Genomic DNA, 23,023 nt, shown 5'->3' with positions numbered 1-23,023 from the left:
TAAAATTTTATAATCTATTATCTCATAATTAAATTTATTTTTTATACGTTATTGTAATTATTTTAATTGATAATGAATCTATAAATTAATATTAAATATAATAATCGAAAGGAATAATAATGAATGAAAAGGAATAATAATGAATAACTCAACGCAATATCAGCAGGCAAGCTATCGTGGGCGTTATCCTTCAGATGAGAATGGCAAAGTAATAATAGTGAACCCGGAACTGGGTTTTAGATATGAAAATATGATTTTATTAAATGAAGATTTAATAAATCCTTTTTCTGGCGATAAACAAAATGGCAATGTTTTATTAAAATTATATAAGAAAGAAATTATTGGTGAGCGTTATCAAATTGTTCAGCAATATATTTATCTGACAGAATATATAAATAAAGATCTGGATGATAAGGCTATTGAGTTAATTAATTATATCTTTAGTCAGGCAAAAATTGCCGGGGTTAAGCTTTTGGTTAGATTTGTCTATAAATATGCTAATCATATTCCAGAACCGGGGGTAGAAAAAATAAAACAACATATGCGGCAATTAAAATCAGTATTGGCTAATGGCGTAATATATGCATTTCAGTTTGGCTGGATTGGCACCTGGGGAGAACAACACGGGAGTTGTTACACAGATCAACAGAAACAGGCAATCTACCGGACATTTTATGCCGATTTTATGCCCGCCAATAGAAAAATAACCATGCGCTATAAGGCTAATCGAGATATGTTGATTAACGCACTTAGCCCGTTATTGGATAGTGACACTTTACGCATTGGTTTTAACAATGACTATTATACCCTTGATGCGCATAAGTTTGCAGTTGGCAATGACTTTGTCTGGCAAAGTGCCGTATACAATGATCTAAAAAAAATTGGCGCAAACTCTATCTATGACGTTGAAATGCCTTACAACGATGATGGTCGTGATCACTGGTGCCTTAATACTATTCCGGCTGATTTTGGCTGGGGAACGATTTGGCGCTTTACGGAATTGGGCGCTTCAACCTTTAGTATTATACATAATTTAAATTTATGTATAGCGGCTCTGCGTAAAGCGGTTATTGATTTAAAACAGTTTGAAAATGCAGGGTTTGTCTGTGATCGGGATTATTTTTGGGATCAAACAAAGCAAAGTTATACCACCAGAAGCGCTTTTGAATATATTAGGGATCATCTTGGCTATAGGTTGACGCTTGAAGAAGCGACTTATCCAGTGTTTGTCAAAATCGGTGATTATTTTGCTTTAAAGTTTAGCCTAAAAAATTATGGTTTTGCCCGACCAGTAAATAACAGACCGATTGCTATTGTATTTCTCGATGAGCAAGATGAGATCCAATGGCAACTCTTTATGCCAGCTGGCGCTGAGTTGTGCGCCGCAGGTCGGGGATATATATTTAGTATTGCCTGTCAGCTTGGTAATATAAAAAGCGGAAAATATCTGCTAGCCTTATGGTTACCCGATGAAAGTCCTATGCTAAGAGATTGTCCTCAATATGATATCCAATTGGCTAATGGCGGCAGTAATTTCCGTTTAATTGAAACGGAAAAACATCGCTTTAATGTTTTCGCTGAGGTACAGGTTATTGAATAAAATCTAGCTAGCAGAGAACGCTAGCCCGTTTTTAGCTATTAATTGTCAGTTTTCTACTCAGTTAGCGGTTAATAAAATTTAATTTTATCGATTAGCTGAGTTGTTGATTTAGCGTTTAGTCAATAAAAAAGCTGAAATACTCAGTATTTCAGCTTTTTTTTCAGCCAGCCAAATAAGTCAATTATTTTAATTTTGCGTTGCCTGAATGGCGGTAAGGGCAATGGTATAAACAATATCATCAACCAGTGCGCCACGGGACAAATCATTAACCGGTTTCCGCATTCCCTGTAGCATCGGGCCGATAGAAACCAGATTGGCTGAGCGTTGCACCGCTTTATAAGTGGTGTTGCCCGTATTCAGATCAGGGAAAATAAACACCGTTGCTTGACCGGCTACCGGTGAATCTGGCGCTTTAGATTTAGCAACATCGGCCATAATAGCGGCATCATATTGCAATGGGCCATCAATCACTAAATCTGGCCGTTTTGCTTGTGCTAAACGGGTTGCTTCACGCACTTTGTCCACGTCACTGCCGGCACCAGAATTACCGGTAGAATAAGAGATCATTGCTACTCGCGGCTCAATGCCAAATGCTTTGGCTGAATCAGCCGACTGGATGGCGATTTCTGATAATTGTTCCGCTGTTGGATCTGGATTTATTGCACAGTCACCATAAACTAACACCTGCTCAGGTAATAGCATAAAGAATATTGAAGAAACGATTGAGCTACCAGGGGCAGTTTTGATCAGTTGTAACGGTGGGCGAATAGTATTCGCCGTGGTATGAACAGCGCCGGAAACTAAACCATCAACCTCATTTTTTTCCAGCATCATGGTGCCTAACACCACATTGTCTTCTAACTGTTCACGCGCCACAATTTCGGTCATGCCTTTATTTTTGCGCAGCTCAACTAAACGTTCAACGTAGTTTTTCCGTACTGATTTAGGTGCCACAATTTCGATTCCGGCGCCTAATTCAATCCCTTGCGCGGCGGCAACCCGTTTTATTTCATCGGGTTCCCCTAGCAGGATACAGGTGGCAATGCCCCTTTCTGCACAAATAGCCGCCGCTTTTACTGTACGAGGTTCATTACCTTCCGGTAGTACGATACGCTTGTTAGCTTTACGTGCTAATTCGGTTAATTGATAGCGGAAAGCGGGAGGTGATAGCCGTTTAGGACGTTCAGAATCAGCCGTCAGTGAATCAATCCATTGCTGATTGATATGCAAGGCAACATAGTTTTGAATTTTTTCAATCCGTTCATGATCATCCGCATGCACTTCTAAACTAAAACTTTGCAGACTTAACGAAGTTTGCCAGGTATTGGTATCTACCATCAATACCGGTAAACCGGTTTCGAAAGCGCGGTGACAGAGTTCATGTATTGGCTTGGCAATCGGATAACCACCCGTTAATAGTAATGCACCAATTTCGACACCATTCATGGCCGCTAAACAGGCAGATACAATAACATCAGGGCGATCAGAAGAGGTCACTAGCAATGAGCCGGGACGAAACAGCTCTACCATATTGGGCACACTGCGAGCGCAGAAAATAACTGATTTTATGCGCCGGGTTTGTAGTGCACCTTCATTGATAATGCTGGCATTTAGATGATTAGCAATATCAATACCACGAGTGGCGATCAGATCAAAATTCCACGGAATACAACCCAATATTGGCAGCGGACTATTGTTAGCTAACGTCTTACTATCAATTTTTGCGATTGTAGCTTTAGTCGACTCATCAAATATCTCCGATAAATCAGGGCGGGTACGGCCATGCTCATCAACTGGTGCGTTGAGTTTATTAATAATTACCCCGGTGATATTTTTATTTTGTATACCACCAAACTCGGCGCGGGCTAATTCAATGCGCTCTTTTAACTGTTCCGGTGTGTTGTTACCTAATGCGGTAACAAAAATTACGTCAGCACCCAACGTCTTGGCGATATCATAATTTAACGATTGAGCAAAAGGGTGCTTACGGGTAGGCATTAAACCTTCGATTAGAATAACTTCAGCCTGTTGCGTGTTATCATGATAACGCGCAACAATCTCTTCCATTAAAACATCTTTTTGATCATTCGCCAGCAAAGATTCAACATAACTCATTTTTAGTGGTTCAGCGACCTGAACACTAGAATGGGAGCGTAACACTTCAGTTGTCTGATCTTTATCTCCAAAACGGGGTTGAGCAATGGGCTTAAAAACCGTTAGACTAACCCCTTTTTGTTCCATTGAACGGACGACCCCTAAACTAACGCTGGTTAAACCAACACTAATGTCAGTCGGTATTAACATTATTGTACGGGACACAGGTACCTCTTTAACAATTGCAAGATGTTCAACCTAGTACTGCCAATTGGTAAACTGGCAGTTTCTAATCTATTTATGCCGTTAGGCGGCTAGCGTCCTGAGCAATAACTAATTCTTCATTAGTTGGAATAACCAGAACAGGAATGCTATCGTCAGTCGTGATCTTGCCAGATTTGCCAAACCGTGCAGCTAAGTTGCGCTCGTGATCATACTTAATACCAATTAAAGATAATTTTTTAAGTGTTAATTCACGTACCAAGGCTGAGTTTTCTCCAATACCACCGGTGAAAACAATGGCATCTAATCGCCCTTCCATTAATGCGCAGTAAGCAGCGATATATTTGGCTAAACGATGACAATAGACATCCATTGCCCGTTTTGCATCCGGCTTAGTATTATAGTTATCTTCGACATAACGACAATCGTTGGTAACTTCAGTTAATCCAAGTATGCCAGACTCTTTGGTTAATAATGTATTGATTTTATCAACACTCATGCCCAAGGCGTCATGAAGGTGGAACACAATTGCTGGATCAATATCACCACTGCGAGTTCCCATCACTAAGCCTTCTAGGGGGGTCAGACCCATTGAGGTATCAACAGATTGCCCATTGACTACCGCAGTCACTGATCCGCCATTACCCAAATGGCAAGTGATTACATTCAGTTCATTGATCGATTTATTCAGTTCTTTGGCTGCTTGCTGGGAAACATAATAATGGCTAGTTCCATGTGCGCCGTAACGACGGATACCATGTTCTTTGTAAAGATTATAAGGCAGCGCATATAAATAAGCTTCAACCGGCATCGTCTGATGAAAGGCAGTATCAAAAACAGCGACATGTTTGTCATTTAAATGGGGAAATGCTTTTTTCGCTTCTTCAAGTCCAATAATGCCAGCAGGATTATGTAAAGGCGCAAATGGAATAGATGCTTTAATGCCTTCAACAACTTCATCATTAATAACAACTGATTGAGTAAACTTTTCACCGCCATGAACAATACGATGACCAATAGCAGAAATGGCTTGAGCTAATTCTGGTTTTTGGGTGAGAATTTGATTGACTATGAAAGTCATTGCTTCACTGTGTGCAGCACCTTCGCCTAAAGCAGCTTCGTTTTTCGTGCCATCTATTTTCCATTTAATACGGGCTTCTGGTAGATGAAAACATTCTGCTAAACCAGATAGTTGTTCTTCGCCGTTAACAGGATCAATGATAGCAAATTTAAGGGAAGAGCTACCGCAGTTGAGGACAAGTACCAGCTTACTTGACATGGAATTACCTACTATATCGTTATCATGCAGTCTTCTTTGTCAGATTAACCAGGAAGACTAGGGTTAATAAACATCAATCCAATAGAATGCTAGTAGCCTAGCTTATCCCTGGGATCATATTGAATGATTAATATCATATTTACGCAATATTATGATATTTTAATCGTATTTATCGAATAAATAACTATGTTTGCAATGTTGATATTAAAGATGCAATATAATATTAACATTATGGATTGAAAACATAGTAATAGACCAAATATAAACTTTATATGATATCAGTTTTTCTATAGATTATAGAAATCGTAGTCTCTGGCAACCAATGTTGCCCTGTAAATTCTACTAAAAAGATTTTATGCTTTATACATTTATTTTAAATTTTGCATGAAAAATTGATTGAAGTCATGTGAGGTATTGATGAATACGACACCAGAAACGACCCCCGGTTTCATACAAAAGTTGAAACTAGGTCGTCAGTATGCCAAGACATTTCCGTTAGAGAAATGTTTGATGCCTATTTTTCCCGAGCATCGTGTGATCACCGCTAGCCGATTTGCGATTCGTTATATGCCTGCTGTTGCTGTGTTTACACTTACCTGGCAGATTGCATTGGGTGGTCAGCTAGGACCGGCTGTGGCGACAGCGTTTTTTGCTTGTAGCTTACCATTGCAGGGTTTATGGTGGTTAGGTAAGCGTTCAGTTACGCCGCTACCTTCTGCATTACTTAGTTGGTTTTATGAAATTCGGGAAAAATTTAATCAAGCTGGAATTACCATTACGCCAGTTAAAGGTACACCGACTTATCAAACATTAGCAGAATTGTTAAAACGTGCTTTCAAACAATTAGATCGCTCTTTTATTGATGGTATTTAACTTAATTTGAAAGGATAGTGGGTCAGCTAATCAGTAATAGAGATAACAGGCATTAGAAAATAGTTTTTTAAAGGTTAATGCTTGAAAAGCCTTCTTAGATCAATAAAAGGTGTGTTATCACTATAAAAGGCAGGGCGGTGATGCGATGATTTAACAAATTTCCTCGTATTGGAGAGCCATAATGGAAATGACCCATGCACAACGCTTAATTCTGTCTAACCAGTATAAAATGCTGATCCTGCTTGATCCGGATAATGCCAAACGCTATCGACGTTGTCAAACTATCATTGAAGCTGGTTTTGGCTTGCAAATAAAAGAGTTAGAACAAGATTTTGCTGAGTTGTCAGAAGAAAATTGCCAGATTATCATTGATATTATGGAAATGTATCATGCCTTACAAGTTTCTTGGGAAAATCTATCGTCTAAAGCGGATATTACGGACAAAAGAGTTATCTTTTTAGGCTTTGATGCAGTGACGGAAGCACATTACCTACATTATGTTCGTTTTTTGGTGAATAGCGAAGGTCGTTATCGTCATTTTGTGCGTGGTAGCGATGATTTTAATGCTCAAACACCCATGTGGGATAAGTATCTGAGAATGTTAAATGTTTGGACATCTTGTCCGCGTCAGTATCATCTTTGTGCAGTAGAAATTAATCAAATCATTAATGCATGACTTATCTAAGGAGCATCAATGGTATTAAAATGTAAGGGATTTCTATTTGATTTGGATGGCACCCTGGTTGATTCTTTACCAAACGTTGAACATTGTTGGCGAGAATTTAGCCGTCGGATCGGTGTTTCAGAAACGGAGGTTTTGCACTATATTCATGGCAAACCGGCAATAAATTCTATCCGTCATTTTATGCCAAATGCCACTGAAACTAAAATTGATGAAGTTTTTTATTGGCTAGAAAATTTGGAAGCCGCCAATACGACAGGCATAGTGGCCCTACCCGGTGCGATTGATCTACTTGAACAACTAAATACATTTGCTATTCCATGGGCAATAGTGACTTCTGGCACCATTCCAATTGCTTTTAATCGGAGTAAAGCCGCAGGCTTACCGGAACCAAAACACTGGGTCACGATTGAACGGGTTGAGCAAGGTAAGCCGCAGCCAGATCCGTTTTTGCTTGGTGCACAACTACTAAATTTACCGCCAGAAGCGTGTATTGCGGTTGAAGATGCACAGGCAGGAATCTATTCTGCCTTAGATGCGGGTTGCCAGGTTATTGCTGTTCATGCGCCAGCAGGTATGGCGCGGCGAGAAGAAATATCGCTAATTATCAAATCATTTACTGAATTAAATATTTCAAAACCAGATAACCAAGGTGTTGTTACGGTGACTCAGCGTTAAAAAGATGTCAATTTCATAGAGTAGGCCGGCTAATTTGCACGATTTATGACAAATGAGCCCGATGAATAGACTTAATTTGAGGTCATTTTGAATAGCCAGCTGGTATGGGTACTAATTTTACTGCTAATCGTGGTCACGTTTTTTATGACTAATAAGATCCGTATGGATGTGGTTGCATTATTAGTCATTGTGGCTTTAGTATTAAGTGGAACGCTGACCCTTAAACAAGCAACAATCGGTTTTAGTGATCCCAATGTGCTGCTAATTGCAGCACTTTTTGTTTTTAGTGAGGGATTAGTTCGCACCGGTATTGCCTACCAAGTTGGTGATTGGTTAGTTGGTGTAGCCGGTAATAATGAAAATAAGATGCTGATTTTTTTGATGATAACAGTCGCAGGGTTAGGCGCTTTTATGAGTTCCACCGGCATTGTTGCTATTTTTATTCCCGTTGTTCTTAATGTGGCAAAACAAATGAGAATTCCACCAGGGCGCTTTATGATGCCATTAGGCTTTGCTGGACTCATCAGTGGTATGATGACGTTAGTAGCGACACCGCCAAATATGATAGTGAACAGTGAACTAGTCAGAGAAGGTTATACGGGATTCAAATTTTTCGCCATTACGCCGATTGGGATTGCGGTACTGTTGCTGGCAATTATTTATATGTGGATGGTTCGTCGTTGGTTAGGTAATCGCGAAATTGCAGCGGGTACTAATCCTCACCGGCGAACATTTCACGACTTTATTCGCGACTATAAGCTATCAGGTCGCGCTCGCTGTTTGGCCATCTGCCCAGGTTCCCCCTTAATAGGCTACTCTCTCGATGAATTACATTTACGCTCACGTTATGGTGCCAATGTTATTGGTATTGAGCGTTGGCATCGTTTTCGTCGACTTATGCTAAGTGTAACGGCTGCAACGGAGTTACATGAACGAGATGTGTTATTAGTCGATATCTCTGAGAGTGAAGTTGATCTCAATGACTTTTGCCATGAGCAAAAATTGGCCCCAATGATTTTGCGAGGTGAATATTTCTCTGCTCGCTCGCGTGAGGTCGGAATGGCTGAGTTCTCCTTAGCGCCGCAATCTTAGCTATTAGGCAGTACATTGCGAGAAATTAAATTTCGTACCCGTTATGGTCTTAATGTTGTTGGCATTTACCGTGAAGGAAAAACTATCGATGATAAATTAATTGATCAGCCAATGCGTTTAGGTGATATTTTACTGATCGTGGGTGACTGGAAATTAATTCGCTTATTGTCAACGGATAGGCGTAATTTTATTGTGTTAAATTTGGCCGCAGAAGTAGAAGCGGTGGCGCCTGCTACCTCGCAAGCGCCACATGCGATTTTTTGTTTGGTATTAATGGTTACTATGATGGCAATAGATGAAATCCCTAATTTTATTGCTGTGCTTATCGCGTGTCTTTTAATGGGAAAATTTCGCTGTATTGATATGGAAAGTGCTTATCGTGCAATACACTGGCCAAGTATTATGTTGATTGTTGGTATGATGCCTTTTGCTTTGGCATTAGAAAAAACCGGTGGTATCAATTTGATTGTTAATTTGCTAATGGATATTGCTGGTGGCATGGGAGCAAGGATAATGCTGCTTTGTTTATTTATTGTTTGTGCAGTGATTGGATTATTTATTTCTAATACTGCAACCGCAATATTAATGGCACCGATTGCCATTGCTGTCGCTAATCAGATGAATATCTCGCCTATGCCATTTGCTATGGTGATAAATGTTGCTGCTTCTGCGGCTTTTATGACTCCCGTTTCTTCACCGGTTAATACACTAATTTTGGCGCCTGGTGGCTATAAATTCAGCGATTTTCTTAAATTTGGTATTCCTTTTACTTTTTTAGTTATGGCTATTTCTATTATTATTATTCCTGAATTTTTTCCATTTTGACGTCATCCCCTATTATATGTAACAAATAGTAAGATAATGATATTATTTATATGCTGTATAATGTGTTAGCTACTAATTTCATCTAAAGATAAACTAAATCCTGGAACAAAAATTTCAATAAAGTATTGCATTTCATCGCTATAACGTTCAGAAAGTGTTTTTTCAAGTCGCATTTTAGCTAAATTAAACTCGCTGTTCCCTGCAGATAATTCTTCTAAGCATTTTAAATAGGCACAAAGTGCATCAGCTTGTTTAACAATAGCGCGTTCTTCCGCAGTATGATATTCATCATCCAAAATCGGCTGAAAATCTTGCTGTAATTCTTTTGGTAGCATAGCAACCAGTTTTTGTTGAGCGAATTTTTCAATTTTTTTGTATTCGTTCGCAATTTGCGGGTTATGATATTTTATCGGTGTTGGCAAATCACCGGTGATGACTTCACTAGCGTCATGATACATAGCCAGTAATGCGATGCGTTCAGGATTAGTTTGGCCATTAAATTTACGATTTTTAATGCAAGCAAGTGCATGAGCGACAAAGGCAACTTGTAGACTATGCTCTGAAATATTTTCTGTACGTACTTGCGCATCAGTGGCCAACGATTAATTAATTTCATACGAGAAAGATGGGCAAAAAAATAACTCATAGACTTTCCTCATGCGATTGTCATAGTGATAAACATTGTGAATTTACTAGGCAAACAAGTAAATAATAAAATAGAATATCCTTAAGTAAATTAAGGATATTCTATTGTTGGACAACTATTGGCGATAGTTTAGCAGGAATTGGCTAAATTTATTAATTGCAGCTTCAAGCTGACCAACATAAGGTAGTGTTACAATTCTGACGTGATCAGGCTCAGGCCAATTAAATGCCGTTCCCTGAACTAATAAAACTTTTTCTTGTAATAATAAATCAAGTACCATTTTTTGGTCGTTTGAGATATTGAATTTTTTGATATTAATTTTGGGAAACATATATAAAGCACCTTGCGGTTTAACACATGATACTCCAGGAATTTCATTAATCAGTTCCCAGGCACGATTACGTTGTTCATATAATCGTCCACCGGGACAGATAAATTCGTTAATACTTTGATAGCCACCTAATGCGGTTTGGATTGCATGTTGCATAGGAACGTTAGCACAAAGTCGCATGGAGGCTAATATTTCTAAGCCTTCAATATAGCTTTTGGCATTTTCTTTTGGACCATTAAGCACCATCCATCCCTGACGAAAACCAGCAACTCGATAAGTTTTTGATAAACCATTAAAAGTAATGGTTAATAGATCCGGTGCTAATGCAGCAATTGAATGATGTTGTGCATCATCGTAAAGAATTTTATCGTAGATCTCATCGGCAAAAATAATCAGCTGATGCTGACGAGCAATTTCGACGATCTCGGTCAATAATGCTTTGCTGTAAACAGAACCAGTAGGATTATTGGGATTAATGATGACAATACCACGTGTGCGTGGCGTAATTTTTTTACGAATATCATTTAAATCGGGAAACCAATTTTGTTCTTCATCACATCGATAGTGCACCGCTTTGCCGCCAGAAAGCGATACCGCAGCAGTCCATAACGGATAGTCAGGGGCGGGAACTAACATTTCATCGTTATTATTTAATAAGGCTTGCATCGATTGCACAATAAGTTCAGAAACACCATTACCAATAAAGATATCTTCAATATTAATGTCAAGCATTCCTCTGGCTTGATAGTGTTGCATAATTGCTTTGCGAGCGGAGTAAATTCCTTTTGAATCACTATAACCTTGTGAGTGGGTAAGATTGCGTAGAACATCAAATAAAATTTCATCCGGCGCTTCGAAACCAAAAGGTGCAGGATTTCCGATATGAAGTTTCAGAACTTTATGGCCTTCTTCTTCAAGACGCTTGGCTTCTTTAAGAACTGGCCCTCTTATGTCGTAACATACGTTATCCAATTTATTGGATTTACTGATTGTATTCATTTACTCTGTTTAAACCTCAATGTTAATAGAATATGAGGAAATTCCGCTGCATATTTATTTTCACACTCTACTCTTAGTTGGAAAATTTTTGAAGATACAGGCTAACTTTTAGTAGAAAAGGTTGATTTGAATAATTAAATTAGGTCAAATAAACTTTTTATCTAACTTAACTAGATAAATAAGTTCAAAAATATCATATAGGGCGGCCTTAAATTTTAAGTATGAGCTAATTTTTAGTAAACAAAAAATAAATTAATTAGTGTAATCATTGGCAGTGCATTTTTTGTTACAAACCATTGGTGGTTTCATGATAGAAATATTCTTTTTATAACATATAATTAAAGTTAATATGTTATCGCCGTATCTAAGCAAATAAAGTTTTGCTGCTGATTATCAATTTATAGTTTTTCCTAGCTGCATTATCTTTGACGGTTATTTTGTTGAGAATAACGTATTTTCTTCCTGTTTGGAAAATCGTTATTTTGGCATAGATTTGGAATTAAAAATTATTCTAATAAAAACGAGAAGAGGAACATTCTCATTGGCATTTTGTTTATCAATATGTAAAACATGCTTATTATTAAACAATTTAAGTTAATAAAAGTGTATACACAGTAATAAATACTGCATTAATAGAAATAAACTTTAATTTGTAAGGCTTTATCTTTATTTCTTTAACTATCAATGATTTTAATATCTATTGAATTCGTAAAAACACCAGGAATGATATAAGAGAACAAAATGATAAATTCAAATCGCCCAATTATGAATCTCGATCTTGATTTACTTAGAACTTTTGTTGCAGTTGCCGATCTGAATACCTTTGCCGCAGCTGCTGCGGCCGTTTGTCGTACTCAATCAGCTGTTAGCCAACAAATGCAGCGTTTAGAACAGTTAGTTGGCCGTGAGCTCTTTGAGCGCCACGGCCGAAATAAATTATTAACGGATCATGGATTGCAGTTATTAGGTTATGCGCGGCAAATATTACGGGCTAATGATGATGCTTCAGCTTCACTAACTTATAATGATGCTGAAGGCGAGTTGCGAGTGGGTGTTTCTGATGACACTACCAATACATTATTACCGTTTTTGCTTAATCGTATTGCGTCAGTCTATCCGCGTATGGCTGTTGATATTTATATAAAACGCGCCCATCTTATTAAAAATATGTTGGATAATGGTGAAATTGATTTAGCACTCATACCCACAGAATTGAGCCAATATCCCAGCACGCTTTTGCGTTCTGCACCCATCCTTTGGCATTGTGCCCCTGATTATCAGTATCAATTAAATGACCCCATTCCGTTGGTTGTTATGGATGAAACCAATCCGTTTCGTGAAATAGCATTAAGTACCCTTAATGCTGCGGGGATCAAATGGCGTATTGCTTATGAAGCCGCTTCATTATCGGCAGTGCTTGCAGCGGTTAATGCTGAAGTTGGTATCACTGCGCGTCCCTTGGAAATGCAGAATAGCGATTTAAGAATTTTAAGCGAAAGTGATGGTTTACCTCGCTTACCCGAAATTCGTTATTGGTTATACCGTAATATTGATGAGAAAAACGAGGCTATTTTAACGGTATTTGGTGCCATTAAAAATAAGAAAACACCTTACATAGTAGAGCCGTTTAGCGAGACAATTAATAAAGAAATATTATAAATCTGGAGGTTAAAAAATTACCCTTTAGTTTAGATTGTTATTTAAGTTTCATATTGCGAGCAATTCTATTATTCCTGCCCTGTTGCTCTATTTTAAATAGAAAAACAGGGTATTTTTTTATTTTCTGCACAAAGCTTGTTTTATTTAGCAGAGAATAGCCAAAATATTAGTACATAAAATATTCTTTATTATTGCGATAAACAAAGGCATTGTTTAACAAACATTATTTAAATATTTCTTATCAATAGTACTAAATTTTATTTTAGCAAAAAATCTATTCTGACTTGAAGGGTTTTTATTTCATCTAAAAATTAGGTTTATTTATAGAGTTGTGAAAAATGATAGTCGTTAATATAATCATATAAAGTTGATTATTTTTTAATCAGTTGTGTTTTTTCAACAGAATTGTGCGCATGATCAAAAAATAGCGGAACTGATGCTGTTTTAAAACAGGTTTTTCCTGAGATAATGGTGTAGAAAAAACGAAATATCAGTTACACTAGTTACTAGCTGTGAGTATTAGTTGAATGAGCTGTCCCGTTTTAGCTAGCGATGTTTTTTAATTTATAGTTTACGGTAAAAGGTGCGAAGAGAGGCATTATTCTATAAACAAAATAGTGGTGAGAGGGACAAAGTTGAAGAAAATTGATGTTTGTCTGTCGATTTTAATTTTTCTTCTCATCTAATTATGGTTAGTGTGGTGTAATATTGCGCTAATTCAAGAGCAAAGCAATGACACCGTTTTTATTTATAATGAGTAAGCAGCGAGTATGTCTACATCTATTGAAGTATTTGCTCATCATTGGGCTTTTGCAATCTATCTTATCGGTGCTCTTGGTCTGTGTTCCTTAATGTTACTTGGTGCCTATTACCTTGGTGGTAGATCCCAAGCCAGAGCAAAGCATATCCCTTATGAATCGGGTATTAATTCTGTTGGTAGTGCCCGTTTGCGTATATCAGCCAAATTTTACTTGGTTGCCATGTTTTTTGTTATTTTCGATGTTGAAGCGTTATTCCTTTATGCGTGGGCAGTCTCTATTAAAGAAAGTGGTTGGTTAGGCTTTATTGAGGCAAGTATTTTTATTTTGGTGTTATTGGTGGGCTTATTCTACTTGGTTCGTATTGGGGCACTTAATTGGACACCAGTGCGTTCATGTCGCCATGTTGCAAAACCAAGTGAAGTAATTAAAACCAACAATCGTCACCCCTAGTAAAATTGAGGCATTTAAAGATGGATTATACGCTCACTCGCATTGACTTAAATGGTGAGAATGACCGTTATCCCTTGCAAACACAACAAGTTGTCGGAGATCCATTAGAACAGCATGTTCATCGTAGTGTTTATATGGGTAAATTAGAGCATGCTTTACATAATATGGTGAATTGGGGCAGAAAAAATTCTCTTTGGCCATACAATTTTGGCCTTTCCTGTTGCTATGTTGAGATGGTGACCTCTTTCACGGCGGTACATGATGTTGCCCGGTTTGGTGCTGAAGTATTAAGGGCATCACCGCGACAGGCTGATTTTATGGTTGTTGCTGGAACCTGTTTTACTAAAATGGCTCCTGTTATTCAACGACTTTATGATCAAATGTTAGCGCCTAAATGGGTGATTTCGATGGGGGCTTGTGCTAACTCGGGGGGTATGTACGATATTTATTCTGTTGTTCAAGGGGTTGATAAATTTCTTCCTGTTGACGTTTATATACCCGGTTGTCCACCACGTCCTGAAGCTTATATGCAAGCTTTATTATTATTACAAGAATCGATTGGTAAAGAACGTCGTCCATTATCATGGGTGGTCGGCGATCAGGGTGTTTATCGCGCGAATATGCAATCTGAAAAAGAGCGTAAACGTGGGGAAAGAATAGCGGTTAAAACGCTACGGACACCCGATGAAATATAAGGCTTATAAATAAGCTATTCAGCGTAACAGAAGCAATGTGTTGCGGTCGTAATAAACCTGATCAAGTGTTGTGGTGCATAATGATAACAGATCAGATAACGCAAGAAAGTGTCAGGCCAGTATGGCAAACTTATGATCATTGCGATGATCCAATAATTTTGGCACTGCGTAACCAATTTAGTCCAGATGCTTTCACCATTCAATCAACTCGTACGGGAATGTTAGTCATATGGATCAAACGTGAACAACTTCTTGCCGTGATAGAGTTTTTGAAAAAGCAGCCTAAACCTTATGTGATGCTGTTTGACTTACATGGGGTTGATGAACGGCAAAGAGTATATCGGCATGGTTTACCTGACGCTGATTTTTCCGTTTTTTACCATCTCATTTCCATTGAGCGTAACCGCGATATTATGTTGAAAGTGGCGCTTAGTGAGAAAGATCTTAATGTTCCATCTCTAGTTTCTTTATTTCCCAATGCTAATTGGTATGAACGTGAAGTATGGGATATGTTTGGCATAACATTTACTGGCCATCCGAATTTGCGGCGGTTATTAATGCCAGTAACCTGGCAAGGACATCCATTATGTAAAGATTATCCGGCCAGAGCCACTGAATTTGATCCTTTTGTTTTAACCAAACAGAAGCTTGATTTAGAGATGGAGTCACTGACCTTTAAACCCGAAGAATGGGGGATGGCTAGAGGCAACGAACATGAGGATTTTATGTTCTTGAACCTAGGCCCGAATCATCCTTCATCTCACGGCGCTTTTCGAATTGTACTGCAACTTGATGGTGAAGAGATTATCGACTGTGTACCTGATATTGGTTACCACCATCGAGGTGCAGAGAAAATGGGCGAACGCCAATCCTGGCACAGTTATATTCCCTACACTGACCGCATTGAGTATTTAGGTGGCTGTGTTAATGAAATGCCTTATGTATTAGCGGTAGAAAAACTGGCAGGTATTGATGTCCCTGAGCGCGTTATGACTATCCGCGTTATGCTGTCAGAGTTATTTCGTATTAACAGCCATTTACTCTATATCAGTACTTTTATTCAGGATGTCGGTGCGATGACACCGGTTTTCTTTGCCTTTACCGATCGGCAAAAAATATATGACATCATTGAAGCAATCACTGGTTTCCGTATGCACCCTGCTTGGTTTCGGATCGGTGGCGTTGCCCATGATTTACCACAAGGTTGGCAGAAACTGTTGCAGGAATTCCTGGATTGGATGCCAAAGCGTCTCGATTCTTATGTAAAGGCAGCATTGCAAAATAGTATTCTTAAAGGACGCTCAGTGGGGGTTGCCGCTTATACGACTAAAGAAGCATTAGATTGGGGGGTTACTGGTGCTGGATTAAGGGCAACGGGTCTTGATTTCGACATTCGTAAATGGCGTCCCTATTCAGGTTATGAAAACTTTGAATTTGAGGTTCCCATCGGCAACAACGGCGATTGTTATGATCGTGTGATGTTAAAAGTAGAAGAGCTACGGCAAAGCCTGCATATTCTTAAGCAATGCTTAAATAATATGCCGGCTGGACCATTTAAAGCTGATCATCCACTCACGACCCCACCACCCAAAGAGCGCACCTTACAGCATATTGAAACCATGATTAACCATTTTCTACAAGTTTCATGGGGACCAGTTATGCCTGCAAATGAGGCTTTCCAGATGATTGAAGCAACAAAAGGGATCAATAGTTACTATCTGACCAGTGATGGTAATACGATGAGCTATCGTACACGCGTTCGTACGCCAAGTTTTGCCCATTTACAGCAAATTCCTGCTGTAATCAGAGGCAGTCTGGTGTCTGATCTTATTGTCTACCTTGGTAGTATTGATTTTGTCATGTCAGATGTGGATCGTTAATAATGCAAGATGAATTTAATCCAAATCAACAGCAAAAGCGGCTTGATGTCGCTAATAGGATAGAGTCTCACACCAAACATGATTTTGCGTTGACCGAAGAAGAGCGGGAAGCGATCGAACAAGAAAAACATCATTATGAAGATGCTAGGGCTGCATCAATTGAAGCATTGAAAATTGTGCAAAAAAAGCGCGGTTGGGTGGAAGATGGTGCTATTTATGCGATTGCCTCTCTGTTAGGTATTCCTGCTAGTGATGTCGAAGGGGTAGCGACCTTCTATAGTCAAATTTATCGTCAACCGGTTGGTCGTCACATTATCCGTTATTGTGACAGTGTGGTTTGTCATATTACTGGTTATCAAGGTATTGAGACTGAAATTATCAAACTATTGCAGATTGCGCCCGGACAAACCACCGCCGATGGCCGTTTTACCTTATTACCAACTTGTTGTCTGGGTAACTGTGACAAAGGTCCTACAATGATGATTGATGAGGATACGCATAGTCATGTAAAGCCATCTGATATTCAACGGCTATTGGAGCAGTATCCATGACAACACAGCGACAAATTACCCGTAATGAACAGACGCATCCATTAACTTGGCGTTTACGTGCAGATCAGCAACCCGTCTGGTTAGAGGAGTACTTAAGTAAAAATGGTTATCAAGGTGCTAAAAACGCCTTAAAAAACATGTCGCCAGATCAAGTGGTTAGCTTAGTTAAAGATGCTGGTCTTAAAGGTCGTGGTGGTGCTGGTTTTTCTACCGGTCTGAAATGGAGTTTGATGCCGAAAGATGACAGCATGAATATTCGTTATCTACTTTGCAATGCGGATGAAATGGAGCCAGGAACCTATAAAGATCGTCTTTTAATGGAACAGCTACCGCATTTGTTGATCGAGGGAATGTTAATTGGTGCCTATGCATTAAAAGCATACCGTGGATATATCTTCCTACGCGGTGAGTATATTGAAGCAGCCAAACATTTACGTAAAGCGATTGAGGAAGCGAAAGCAGCGGGTCTATTAGGTAAAAATATTCTGGCTACTGGTTTTAACTTTGAGCTTTTTGTCCATACCGGTGCTGGACGCTATATTTGTGGTGAAGAAACAGCGCTAATTAACTCCCTTGAAGGACGCCGAGCAAATCCGCGATCAAAACCGCCTTTTCCGGCAACATCCGGTGTTTGGGGGAAGCCAACTTGCGTCAATAATGTGGAAACACTCTGTAATGTGCCTGCGATTATTGCACATGGTAAAGAGTGGTATCTCGGCCTTAGTGAAGGTAAAAGTAAAGATGCAGGTACCAAGCTGATGGGATTTTCTGGCCGGGTTAATAATCCAGGGTTGTGGGAATTACCTTTTGGTATCACTGCGCGCGAAATCTTAGAAGATTATGCGGGTGGCATGCGTGAAGGTTTAACCCTCAAAGCCTGGCAACCAGGCGGGGCGGGTACCGATTTTCTGACCGAAGCGCATCTTGATTTAGCGATGGATTTCGACAGTATCGCTAAAGCGGGTAGCCGTTTAGGAACCGCACTGGCCATGGCGGTTGATCATAAAATTAATATGGTTTCTTTAACCCGCAATTTAGAGCAATTTTTTGCCCGTGAATCGTGTGGTTGGTGTACGCCGTGTCGTGATGGCCTACCTTGGAGTGTGAAAATTTTACAGGCTTTAGAGCGGGGTGAGGGACAACCCGGTGATATTGAAACATTAGAGCAACTATGTCGCTTTCTTGGGCCAGGTAAAACTTTTTGTGCGCATGCACCCGGTGCGGTGGAACCTTTGCAGAGTGCTATCAAATATTTTCGTGCTGAATTTGAAGCTGGCATCAGTCAACAGAATTTGGCCAACTTGAGTCCAATTGCAGGTATTCAGCCAAATTTGTTAAAGCAACGTTGGTAATAATCTACCCGAAGCTAAATAAAAACGTATTTAAGTCGACTGAATTTTTGATTAACGCCTGCTAAAAAGCAGGCCATTAGGAAGCATGCTGACTATGGCTACAATATATGTAGACGGCAAACGATATGATGTAAATGGGGCTGAAAACCTATTGCAGGCCTGTCTCTCTCTGGGGCTGGATATCCCTTACTTTTGCTGGCATCCAGCGTTGGGTAGTGTTGGTGCTTGCCGTCAATGCGCAGTTAAGCAATATCAAAACGCTGACGACACCCGAGGTCGTCTGGTCATGTCCTGCATGACCCCGGCTTCTGATGGAACCTATATTTCCATCGATGATGATGAAGCTAAGCAGTTTCGTGCAAGTGTTGTTGAGTGGTTGATGACAAATCATCCACATGATTGTCCGGTTTGTGAGGAAGGCGGCAATTGTCATTTACAAGATATGACAGTGATGACTGGTCATACGATGCGTAAATATCGTTTTACTAAACGCACTCATTATAATCAGGATCTGGGCCCATTCATTGGGCACGAAATGAATCGTTGTATCGCTTGCTATCGCTGTGTTCGTTATTACAAGGATTATGCTGATGGTACCGATCTAGGTGTTTATAGCGCGCATAATCATGTCTATTTTGGCCGGGTGGAAGACGGTACGCTAGAAAGTGAATTTGCTGGCAATTTAGTTGAGATCTGTCCCACGGGTGTTTTTATTGATAAAACCCATTCTGAACGTTACAATCGCAAGTGGGATATGCAATTTGCGCCAGGAATATGTCAACAGTGTAGTATCGGTTGTAACACAAGCCCTGGTGAACGTTATGGTGAATTACGCCGGATTGAAAATCGTTACAACGGCATGATAAACCACTATTTTTTATGTGATCGTGGCCGCTTTGGTTATGGTTATGTTAATCGTAAAGATCGTCCTCGCCAGCCTCAATTAGTTAAAAAAGGAAAACGCCACACGATTTCGGCGCTAGAGGCGATGCAAGCGGGGGCGAAAATTTTACGCCAGGCAAAAAAGACTATTGGTATTGGGTCACCACGAGCCAGTATCGAGAGCAATTATGCATTGCGAGCACTGGTTGGCGAAGATAACTTTTATTCCGGTATTTCCGCAGCACAACAGCGTCGTCTCGAATTAATGGTCAACATTTTGCAAAAGGGCGGCGTCTATACGCCGACATTGCGCGAAATTGAAAATTATGATGCGGTACTGGTTTTGGGAGAAGATTTAACCCAAACTGGGGCACGTATTGCATTGGCGGTTCGTCAAGCGGTTAAAGGCAAAGCCAGAGCAATGGCTGCAGCACAAAAAGTGGCAGATTGGCAAATCGCCGCAGTGTTAAATATAGGCCAACATGCTAAATATCCTCTATTTATCACCAATATAGACGATAGCCGGTTAGATGACGTTGCTGCATTAAATTATCGGGCACCAGTTGATGATCAAGCTCGCTTTGCTTTTGCTATTGCTCACGCTTTGGATAGTAAGGCGCCAGCCGTTAATGATTTACCGGCAGATGTCAAAGCGAAAGCGGAATTAGTGGCCGCAGCATTATTGCAGGCCAAAAAGCCACTTATTATTAGTGGTAGCAATGCTGGTAGTGACGCACTTATCCAGGCCGCGGCCAATATAGCCTTTGCATTAACCGGGCAGAATGTCGCAGCCGGCATTACCTATATTGCTGCTGAAGCGAATAGCTTTGGTTTGGCTTTAATGAATGCTCAACCGTTAGATAGGGCAATTGAGCGTATCGCATCCGGTGAGGTTGATACTGCCGTTGTTATGGAAAATGATCTTTATCGCCATAGTGATGTTGACAGCGTTAATAATGCTTTGGATAAGCTTAATAAATTGATTGTCGCCGATCATCAGCGTACCGCTATTATGGATTATGCAGATCTTATTTTACCCGCCGCTAGCTTTGCTGAAAGCTCTGGAACAATGATTAATAATGAAGGTCGCGCACAACGTTATTTTCAAGTGTTTGATCCGACTTATTACCAACCTAATATTGCCATCAATGAAAGTTGGCGTTGGTTTCATTCATTGCAGGCAGAGTTTGAAACACGTCAAATAGATTGGTCACAATTAGATCATGTGATCAAGGCTTGTATAACCGCCATGCCTCAGTTTACCGCTATTGTTGATGCAGCACCTAATGCGACATTCCGTATTCGCGGACAAAAACTAGCACGATCTCCGCAACGTTATAGTGGTCGTACCGCAATATTGGCTGATATTACGGTCAGTGAACCTGGCCAGCCAAGAGATATTGATACGCCATTTGCTTTTTCTATGGAAGGCAACAACAGTCCCATGGCTAAACGCCAACAAATTCCATTTGCTTGGTCGCCAGGCTGGAATTCACCTCAAGCATGGAATAAGTTTCAAGCTGAAGTCGGCGGGCCGTTACGCTTTGGTGATCCGGGTATCCGATTATTTAATTCAACCGATAGTCGCCTAGATTATTTTACTGCTATTCCGCCAGCGTGGCAGCGCCAAGATGACCAATGGACGGTTGCTCCTTACTATCATTTATTTGGTAGTGATGAAACCTCCCAGCGCGCGGAAGCAATACAACAACGTATGCTAGAAGCTTATATTATGCTCAATATTGAAGATGCTGAAAACCTAGCGGTGAAAGTTGGTGCCATGCTTGAATTCAGTTATGGTGGGCAAGTTTATCGATTGCCAGTTCGTGTCAGTTATCATTTAGCGCGAGGGCAGGTTGGCTTACCACTAGGTATGCCCGGTATTGCGCCATCGATGGCAGGTGTTGCCGTGAAAAATTTACGGAGGGCAACATGATGACGCTATTTTCTACCGAAATCACTGCTGCGATTATTGCTGTTTTACAAGCGATAGTTATTTTGCTGGTAGTGGTTATTTGTGGCGCTTTAATGAGTTTTGGCGAACGCCGCTTATTGGCACTGTTCCAGAATCGTTATGGACCTAATCGGGTAGGGTGGGGAGGTTCATTACAGATTGCTGCTGATATGATAAAAATGCTATTTAAAGAAGATTGGATCCCGCAATTTTCAGATAAGCGTATTTTCATGTTGGCACCGGTAATTGCTTTTTGTTCCATGTTATTGGTGTTTGCCATTATTCCAGTTAGTGCAACTTGGTATGTTGCCGATCTTAACATTGGCTTACTGTTTTTTTTCATGATGGCCGGATTAGCGGTTTATTCGGTACTGTTTGCGGGTTGGTCAAGTAATAATAAATACTCTTTATTAGGCGCGATGCGCGCTTCTGCCCAGACCTTAAGTTATGAAGTTTTTTTGGGACTTTCATTAATGGGGGTCGTCGCTCGCGCTGGCTCCTTTAACTTAATCGATATTGTCAATTCACAAGTAGGGTTATGGAATATTATTCCCCAATTTTTCGGCTTTTTAACCTTTGTTATCGCAGGTGTTGCAGTTTGTCACCGTCATCCATTTGATCAACCTGAATCAGAGCAAGAACTGGCTGATGGCTATCATATTGAATATTCTGGTATGAAATTTGGTCTATTTTTCGTCGGCGAATATATCAGTATTGTCACCGTTTCCGCATTAATTGTGACCTTATTTTTCGGTGGTTGGCTTGGCCCATTTTTACCTGGCTTTATTTGGTTTGCCTTAAAAACTGCCTTCTTCATGGTGATGTTTATTCTGGTTCGCGCCTCATTACCACGTCCGCGGTATGATCAAGTGATGGCTTTTGGTTGGAAAGTGTGTTTGCCATTGACGTTGATCAATCTGTTAGTCACAGCAGCCGTTATTCTATGCAATGCTTAATAAGGGAGGATTGAGCCATGACATTAAAAGAGTTAGTGGTTGGTTTAGCCACCCAAATACGTAGTATTTGTATGATTGGGCTACACGCTTTTCATAAACGTGAAACGAAAATGTACCCGGAAGAACCGGTTTATTTACCTCCTCGCTATCGCGGGCGTATTGTATTAACTCGTGATCCTGATGGTCAAGAGCGATGTGTGGCATGCAATTTATGTGCTGTAGTTTGCCCTGTTGGTTGCATTTCACTGCAAAAAGCGGAACAGCCAGATGGCCGTTGGTATCCAGAATTTTTCCAAATTAATTTTTCCCGTTGTATTTTTTGTGGTTTATGTGAAGAGGCTTGTCCGACTACCGCTATTCAACTAACGCCCGATTTTGAAATGGGGGAATACCAACGCCAAGATTTAGTTTATGAAAAACAGGATTTGTTGATTTCAGGGCCAGGTAAATATCCAGATTATAATTTTTATCACAAAACGGGTATGGCGATTAATGGTAAAGATAAAGGTGAAGCAGATAATGAAGCTAAGCCGATTAATGTCAAAGATTTGTTGCCATAAGG

The 23,023-nt window shown here is 40.0% G+C and carries 16 protein-coding genes and 2 pseudogenes; 14 read left to right on the top strand and 4 right to left on the bottom strand.

Going from position 1 to position 23,023, the window contains the following annotated elements; all coding sequences use genetic code 11:
- Positions 1-139 precede the first annotated feature (139 nt).
- Complete coding sequence (locus G468_RS0104215; RefSeq protein ID WP_026822058.1) at positions 140-1,600, top strand: DUF4832 domain-containing protein; 1,461 nt, start codon at positions 140-142, stop codon at positions 1,598-1,600.
- A gap of 186 nt (positions 1,601-1,786) precedes the next feature.
- On the opposite strand, the gene pta is transcribed toward G468_RS0104215, so the two are convergent.
- Both pta and G468_RS0104205 read right to left on the bottom strand, forming a co-directional pair.
- The gene (gene pta, locus G468_RS0104210) at positions 1,787-3,919 is read right to left on the bottom strand and encodes a phosphate acetyltransferase (protein WP_034249288.1); all 2,133 of its coding nucleotides are present in this window, start codon (positions 3,917-3,919) and stop codon (positions 1,787-1,789) included.
- 73 nt (positions 3,920-3,992) lie between these two features.
- Positions 3,993-5,195, bottom strand: a complete 1,203-nt coding sequence (locus G468_RS0104205) for an acetate kinase (RefSeq protein WP_026822056.1) — start codon at positions 5,193-5,195, stop codon at positions 3,993-3,995.
- 417 nt (positions 5,196-5,612) lie between these two features.
- Between G468_RS0104205 and yfbV the strand changes: the two genes are divergently transcribed.
- The 4 genes and pseudogenes from yfbV to G468_RS19650 all read left to right on the top strand — a co-directional run bounded on the left by yfbV (position 5,613) and on the right by G468_RS19650 (position 9,345).
- Positions 5,613-6,068 (top strand): terminus macrodomain insulation protein YfbV, encoded by a 456-nt coding sequence (yfbV, locus tag G468_RS0104200; protein ID WP_026822055.1) that lies wholly within the window; start codon positions 5,613-5,615, stop codon positions 6,066-6,068.
- 181 nt (positions 6,069-6,249) lie between these two features.
- On the top strand, positions 6,250-6,744 hold the full coding sequence (locus G468_RS0104195) for a YfbU family protein (RefSeq protein ID WP_026822054.1): 495 nt from the start codon (positions 6,250-6,252) through the stop codon (positions 6,742-6,744).
- Between the two features lie 18 nt (positions 6,745-6,762).
- Positions 6,763-7,428: a sugar phosphatase gene (locus tag G468_RS0104190; RefSeq protein ID WP_026822053.1), complete on the top strand. Its 666-nt coding sequence runs from the start codon at positions 6,763-6,765 to the stop codon at positions 7,426-7,428.
- A gap of 87 nt (positions 7,429-7,515) precedes the next feature.
- Positions 7,516-9,345: pseudogene (locus G468_RS19650) on the top strand (SLC13 family permease).
- 65 nt (positions 9,346-9,410) lie between these two features.
- Here G468_RS19650 and yfbR read toward each other — a convergent pair.
- Positions 9,411-9,991, bottom strand: a pseudogene (yfbR, locus tag G468_RS19645) (5'-deoxynucleotidase).
- Positions 9,992-10,106: 115 nt separating this feature from the next.
- A complete protein-coding gene (locus G468_RS0104175; RefSeq protein WP_026822052.1) occupies positions 10,107-11,321 on the bottom strand; it encodes a pyridoxal phosphate-dependent aminotransferase in 1,215 nt (404 codons plus the stop codon).
- Between the two features lie 741 nt (positions 11,322-12,062).
- Between G468_RS0104175 and G468_RS0104170 the strand changes: the two genes are divergently transcribed.
- From G468_RS0104170 to nuoI, 9 genes are all read left to right on the top strand, one after another.
- A complete protein-coding gene (locus G468_RS0104170) occupies positions 12,063-12,980 on the top strand; it encodes a LysR substrate-binding domain-containing protein (RefSeq protein WP_026822051.1) in 918 nt (305 codons plus the stop codon).
- Between the two features lie 770 nt (positions 12,981-13,750).
- Positions 13,751-14,191, top strand: coding sequence for an NADH-quinone oxidoreductase subunit A (locus tag G468_RS0104165; protein ID WP_026822050.1), 441 nt, complete (start codon positions 13,751-13,753; stop codon positions 14,189-14,191).
- A 20-nt stretch (positions 14,192-14,211) separates the two neighbouring features.
- Entirely contained in the window at positions 14,212-14,886 is a 675-nt protein-coding gene (locus G468_RS0104160) for a NuoB/complex I 20 kDa subunit family protein (protein WP_026822049.1), read from the top strand.
- An 80-nt stretch (positions 14,887-14,966) separates the two neighbouring features.
- Positions 14,967-16,766: an NADH-quinone oxidoreductase subunit C/D gene (nuoC, locus tag G468_RS0104155; protein WP_034249286.1), complete on the top strand. Its 1,800-nt coding sequence runs from the start codon at positions 14,967-14,969 to the stop codon at positions 16,764-16,766.
- A gap of 2 nt (positions 16,767-16,768) precedes the next feature.
- Positions 16,769-17,317 (top strand): NADH-quinone oxidoreductase subunit NuoE, encoded by a 549-nt coding sequence (nuoE, locus tag G468_RS0104150; RefSeq protein WP_026822047.1) that lies wholly within the window; start codon positions 16,769-16,771, stop codon positions 17,315-17,317.
- Positions 17,314-18,669, top strand: coding sequence for an NADH-quinone oxidoreductase subunit NuoF (gene nuoF / locus G468_RS0104145; RefSeq protein ID WP_026822046.1), 1,356 nt, complete (start codon positions 17,314-17,316; stop codon positions 18,667-18,669). The genes nuoE and nuoF overlap by 4 nt, the downstream gene beginning before the upstream one ends.
- A gap of 94 nt (positions 18,670-18,763) precedes the next feature.
- Positions 18,764-21,487 carry an NADH-quinone oxidoreductase subunit NuoG gene (nuoG, locus tag G468_RS0104140; RefSeq protein ID WP_026822045.1) on the top strand — a complete coding sequence of 908 codons (2,724 nt, stop codon included), beginning with the start codon at positions 18,764-18,766 and terminating at the stop codon, positions 21,485-21,487.
- Complete coding sequence (gene nuoH, locus G468_RS0104135; protein WP_026822044.1) at positions 21,487-22,461, top strand: NADH-quinone oxidoreductase subunit NuoH; 975 nt, start codon at positions 21,487-21,489, stop codon at positions 22,459-22,461. The genes nuoG and nuoH overlap by 1 nt, the downstream gene beginning before the upstream one ends.
- 17 nt (positions 22,462-22,478) lie before the next feature.
- A complete protein-coding gene (gene nuoI / locus G468_RS0104130) occupies positions 22,479-23,021 on the top strand; it encodes an NADH-quinone oxidoreductase subunit NuoI (RefSeq protein WP_026822043.1) in 543 nt (180 codons plus the stop codon).
- The last annotated feature ends 2 nt before the right edge of the window (positions 23,022-23,023 follow it).

It is taken from the genome of Arsenophonus nasoniae DSM 15247 (assembly GCF_000429565.1).
In the GTDB taxonomy this organism is placed as follows: Bacteria; Pseudomonadota; Gammaproteobacteria; order Enterobacterales; family Enterobacteriaceae; genus Arsenophonus; species Arsenophonus nasoniae.
Note: the sequence above shows the minus strand (reverse complement) of the source record. Positions and strands in the feature narration are given on the sequence as shown.

What these genes read in the sequence shown, in the direction of transcription:
- nuoE (WP_026822047.1), top strand. Translation starts at nt 16,769, where the DNA reads ATGCAAGATGAATTTAATCCAAATCAACAGCAAAAGCGGCTTGATGTC.
- G468_RS0104170 (WP_026822051.1), top strand. Translation starts at nt 12,063, where the DNA reads ATGATAAATTCAAATCGCCCAATTATGAATCTCGATCTTGATTTACTT.
- nuoG (WP_026822045.1), top strand. Translation starts at nt 18,764, where the DNA reads ATGGCTACAATATATGTAGACGGCAAACGATATGATGTAAATGGGGCT.
- G468_RS0104160 (WP_026822049.1), top strand. Translation starts at nt 14,212, where the DNA reads ATGGATTATACGCTCACTCGCATTGACTTAAATGGTGAGAATGACCGT.
- G468_RS0104190 (WP_026822053.1), top strand. Translation starts at nt 6,763, where the DNA reads ATGGTATTAAAATGTAAGGGATTTCTATTTGATTTGGATGGCACCCTG.
- yfbV (WP_026822055.1), top strand. Translation starts at nt 5,613, where the DNA reads ATGAATACGACACCAGAAACGACCCCCGGTTTCATACAAAAGTTGAAA.
- G468_RS0104165 (WP_026822050.1), top strand. Translation starts at nt 13,751, where the DNA reads ATGTCTACATCTATTGAAGTATTTGCTCATCATTGGGCTTTTGCAATC.
- G468_RS0104205 (WP_026822056.1), bottom strand. Translation starts at nt 5,195, where the DNA reads ATGTCAAGTAAGCTGGTACTTGTCCTCAACTGCGGTAGCTCTTCCCTT.
- nuoI (WP_026822043.1), top strand. Translation starts at nt 22,479, where the DNA reads ATGACATTAAAAGAGTTAGTGGTTGGTTTAGCCACCCAAATACGTAGT.
- nuoH (WP_026822044.1), top strand. Translation starts at nt 21,487, where the DNA reads ATGACGCTATTTTCTACCGAAATCACTGCTGCGATTATTGCTGTTTTA.
- G468_RS0104195 (WP_026822054.1), top strand. Translation starts at nt 6,250, where the DNA reads ATGGAAATGACCCATGCACAACGCTTAATTCTGTCTAACCAGTATAAA.
- G468_RS0104215 (WP_026822058.1), top strand. Translation starts at nt 140, where the DNA reads ATGAATAACTCAACGCAATATCAGCAGGCAAGCTATCGTGGGCGTTAT.
- nuoF (WP_026822046.1), top strand. Translation starts at nt 17,314, where the DNA reads ATGACAACACAGCGACAAATTACCCGTAATGAACAGACGCATCCATTA.
- G468_RS0104175 (WP_026822052.1), bottom strand. Translation starts at nt 11,321, where the DNA reads ATGAATACAATCAGTAAATCCAATAAATTGGATAACGTATGTTACGAC.
- nuoC (WP_034249286.1), top strand. Translation starts at nt 14,967, where the DNA reads ATGATAACAGATCAGATAACGCAAGAAAGTGTCAGGCCAGTATGGCAA.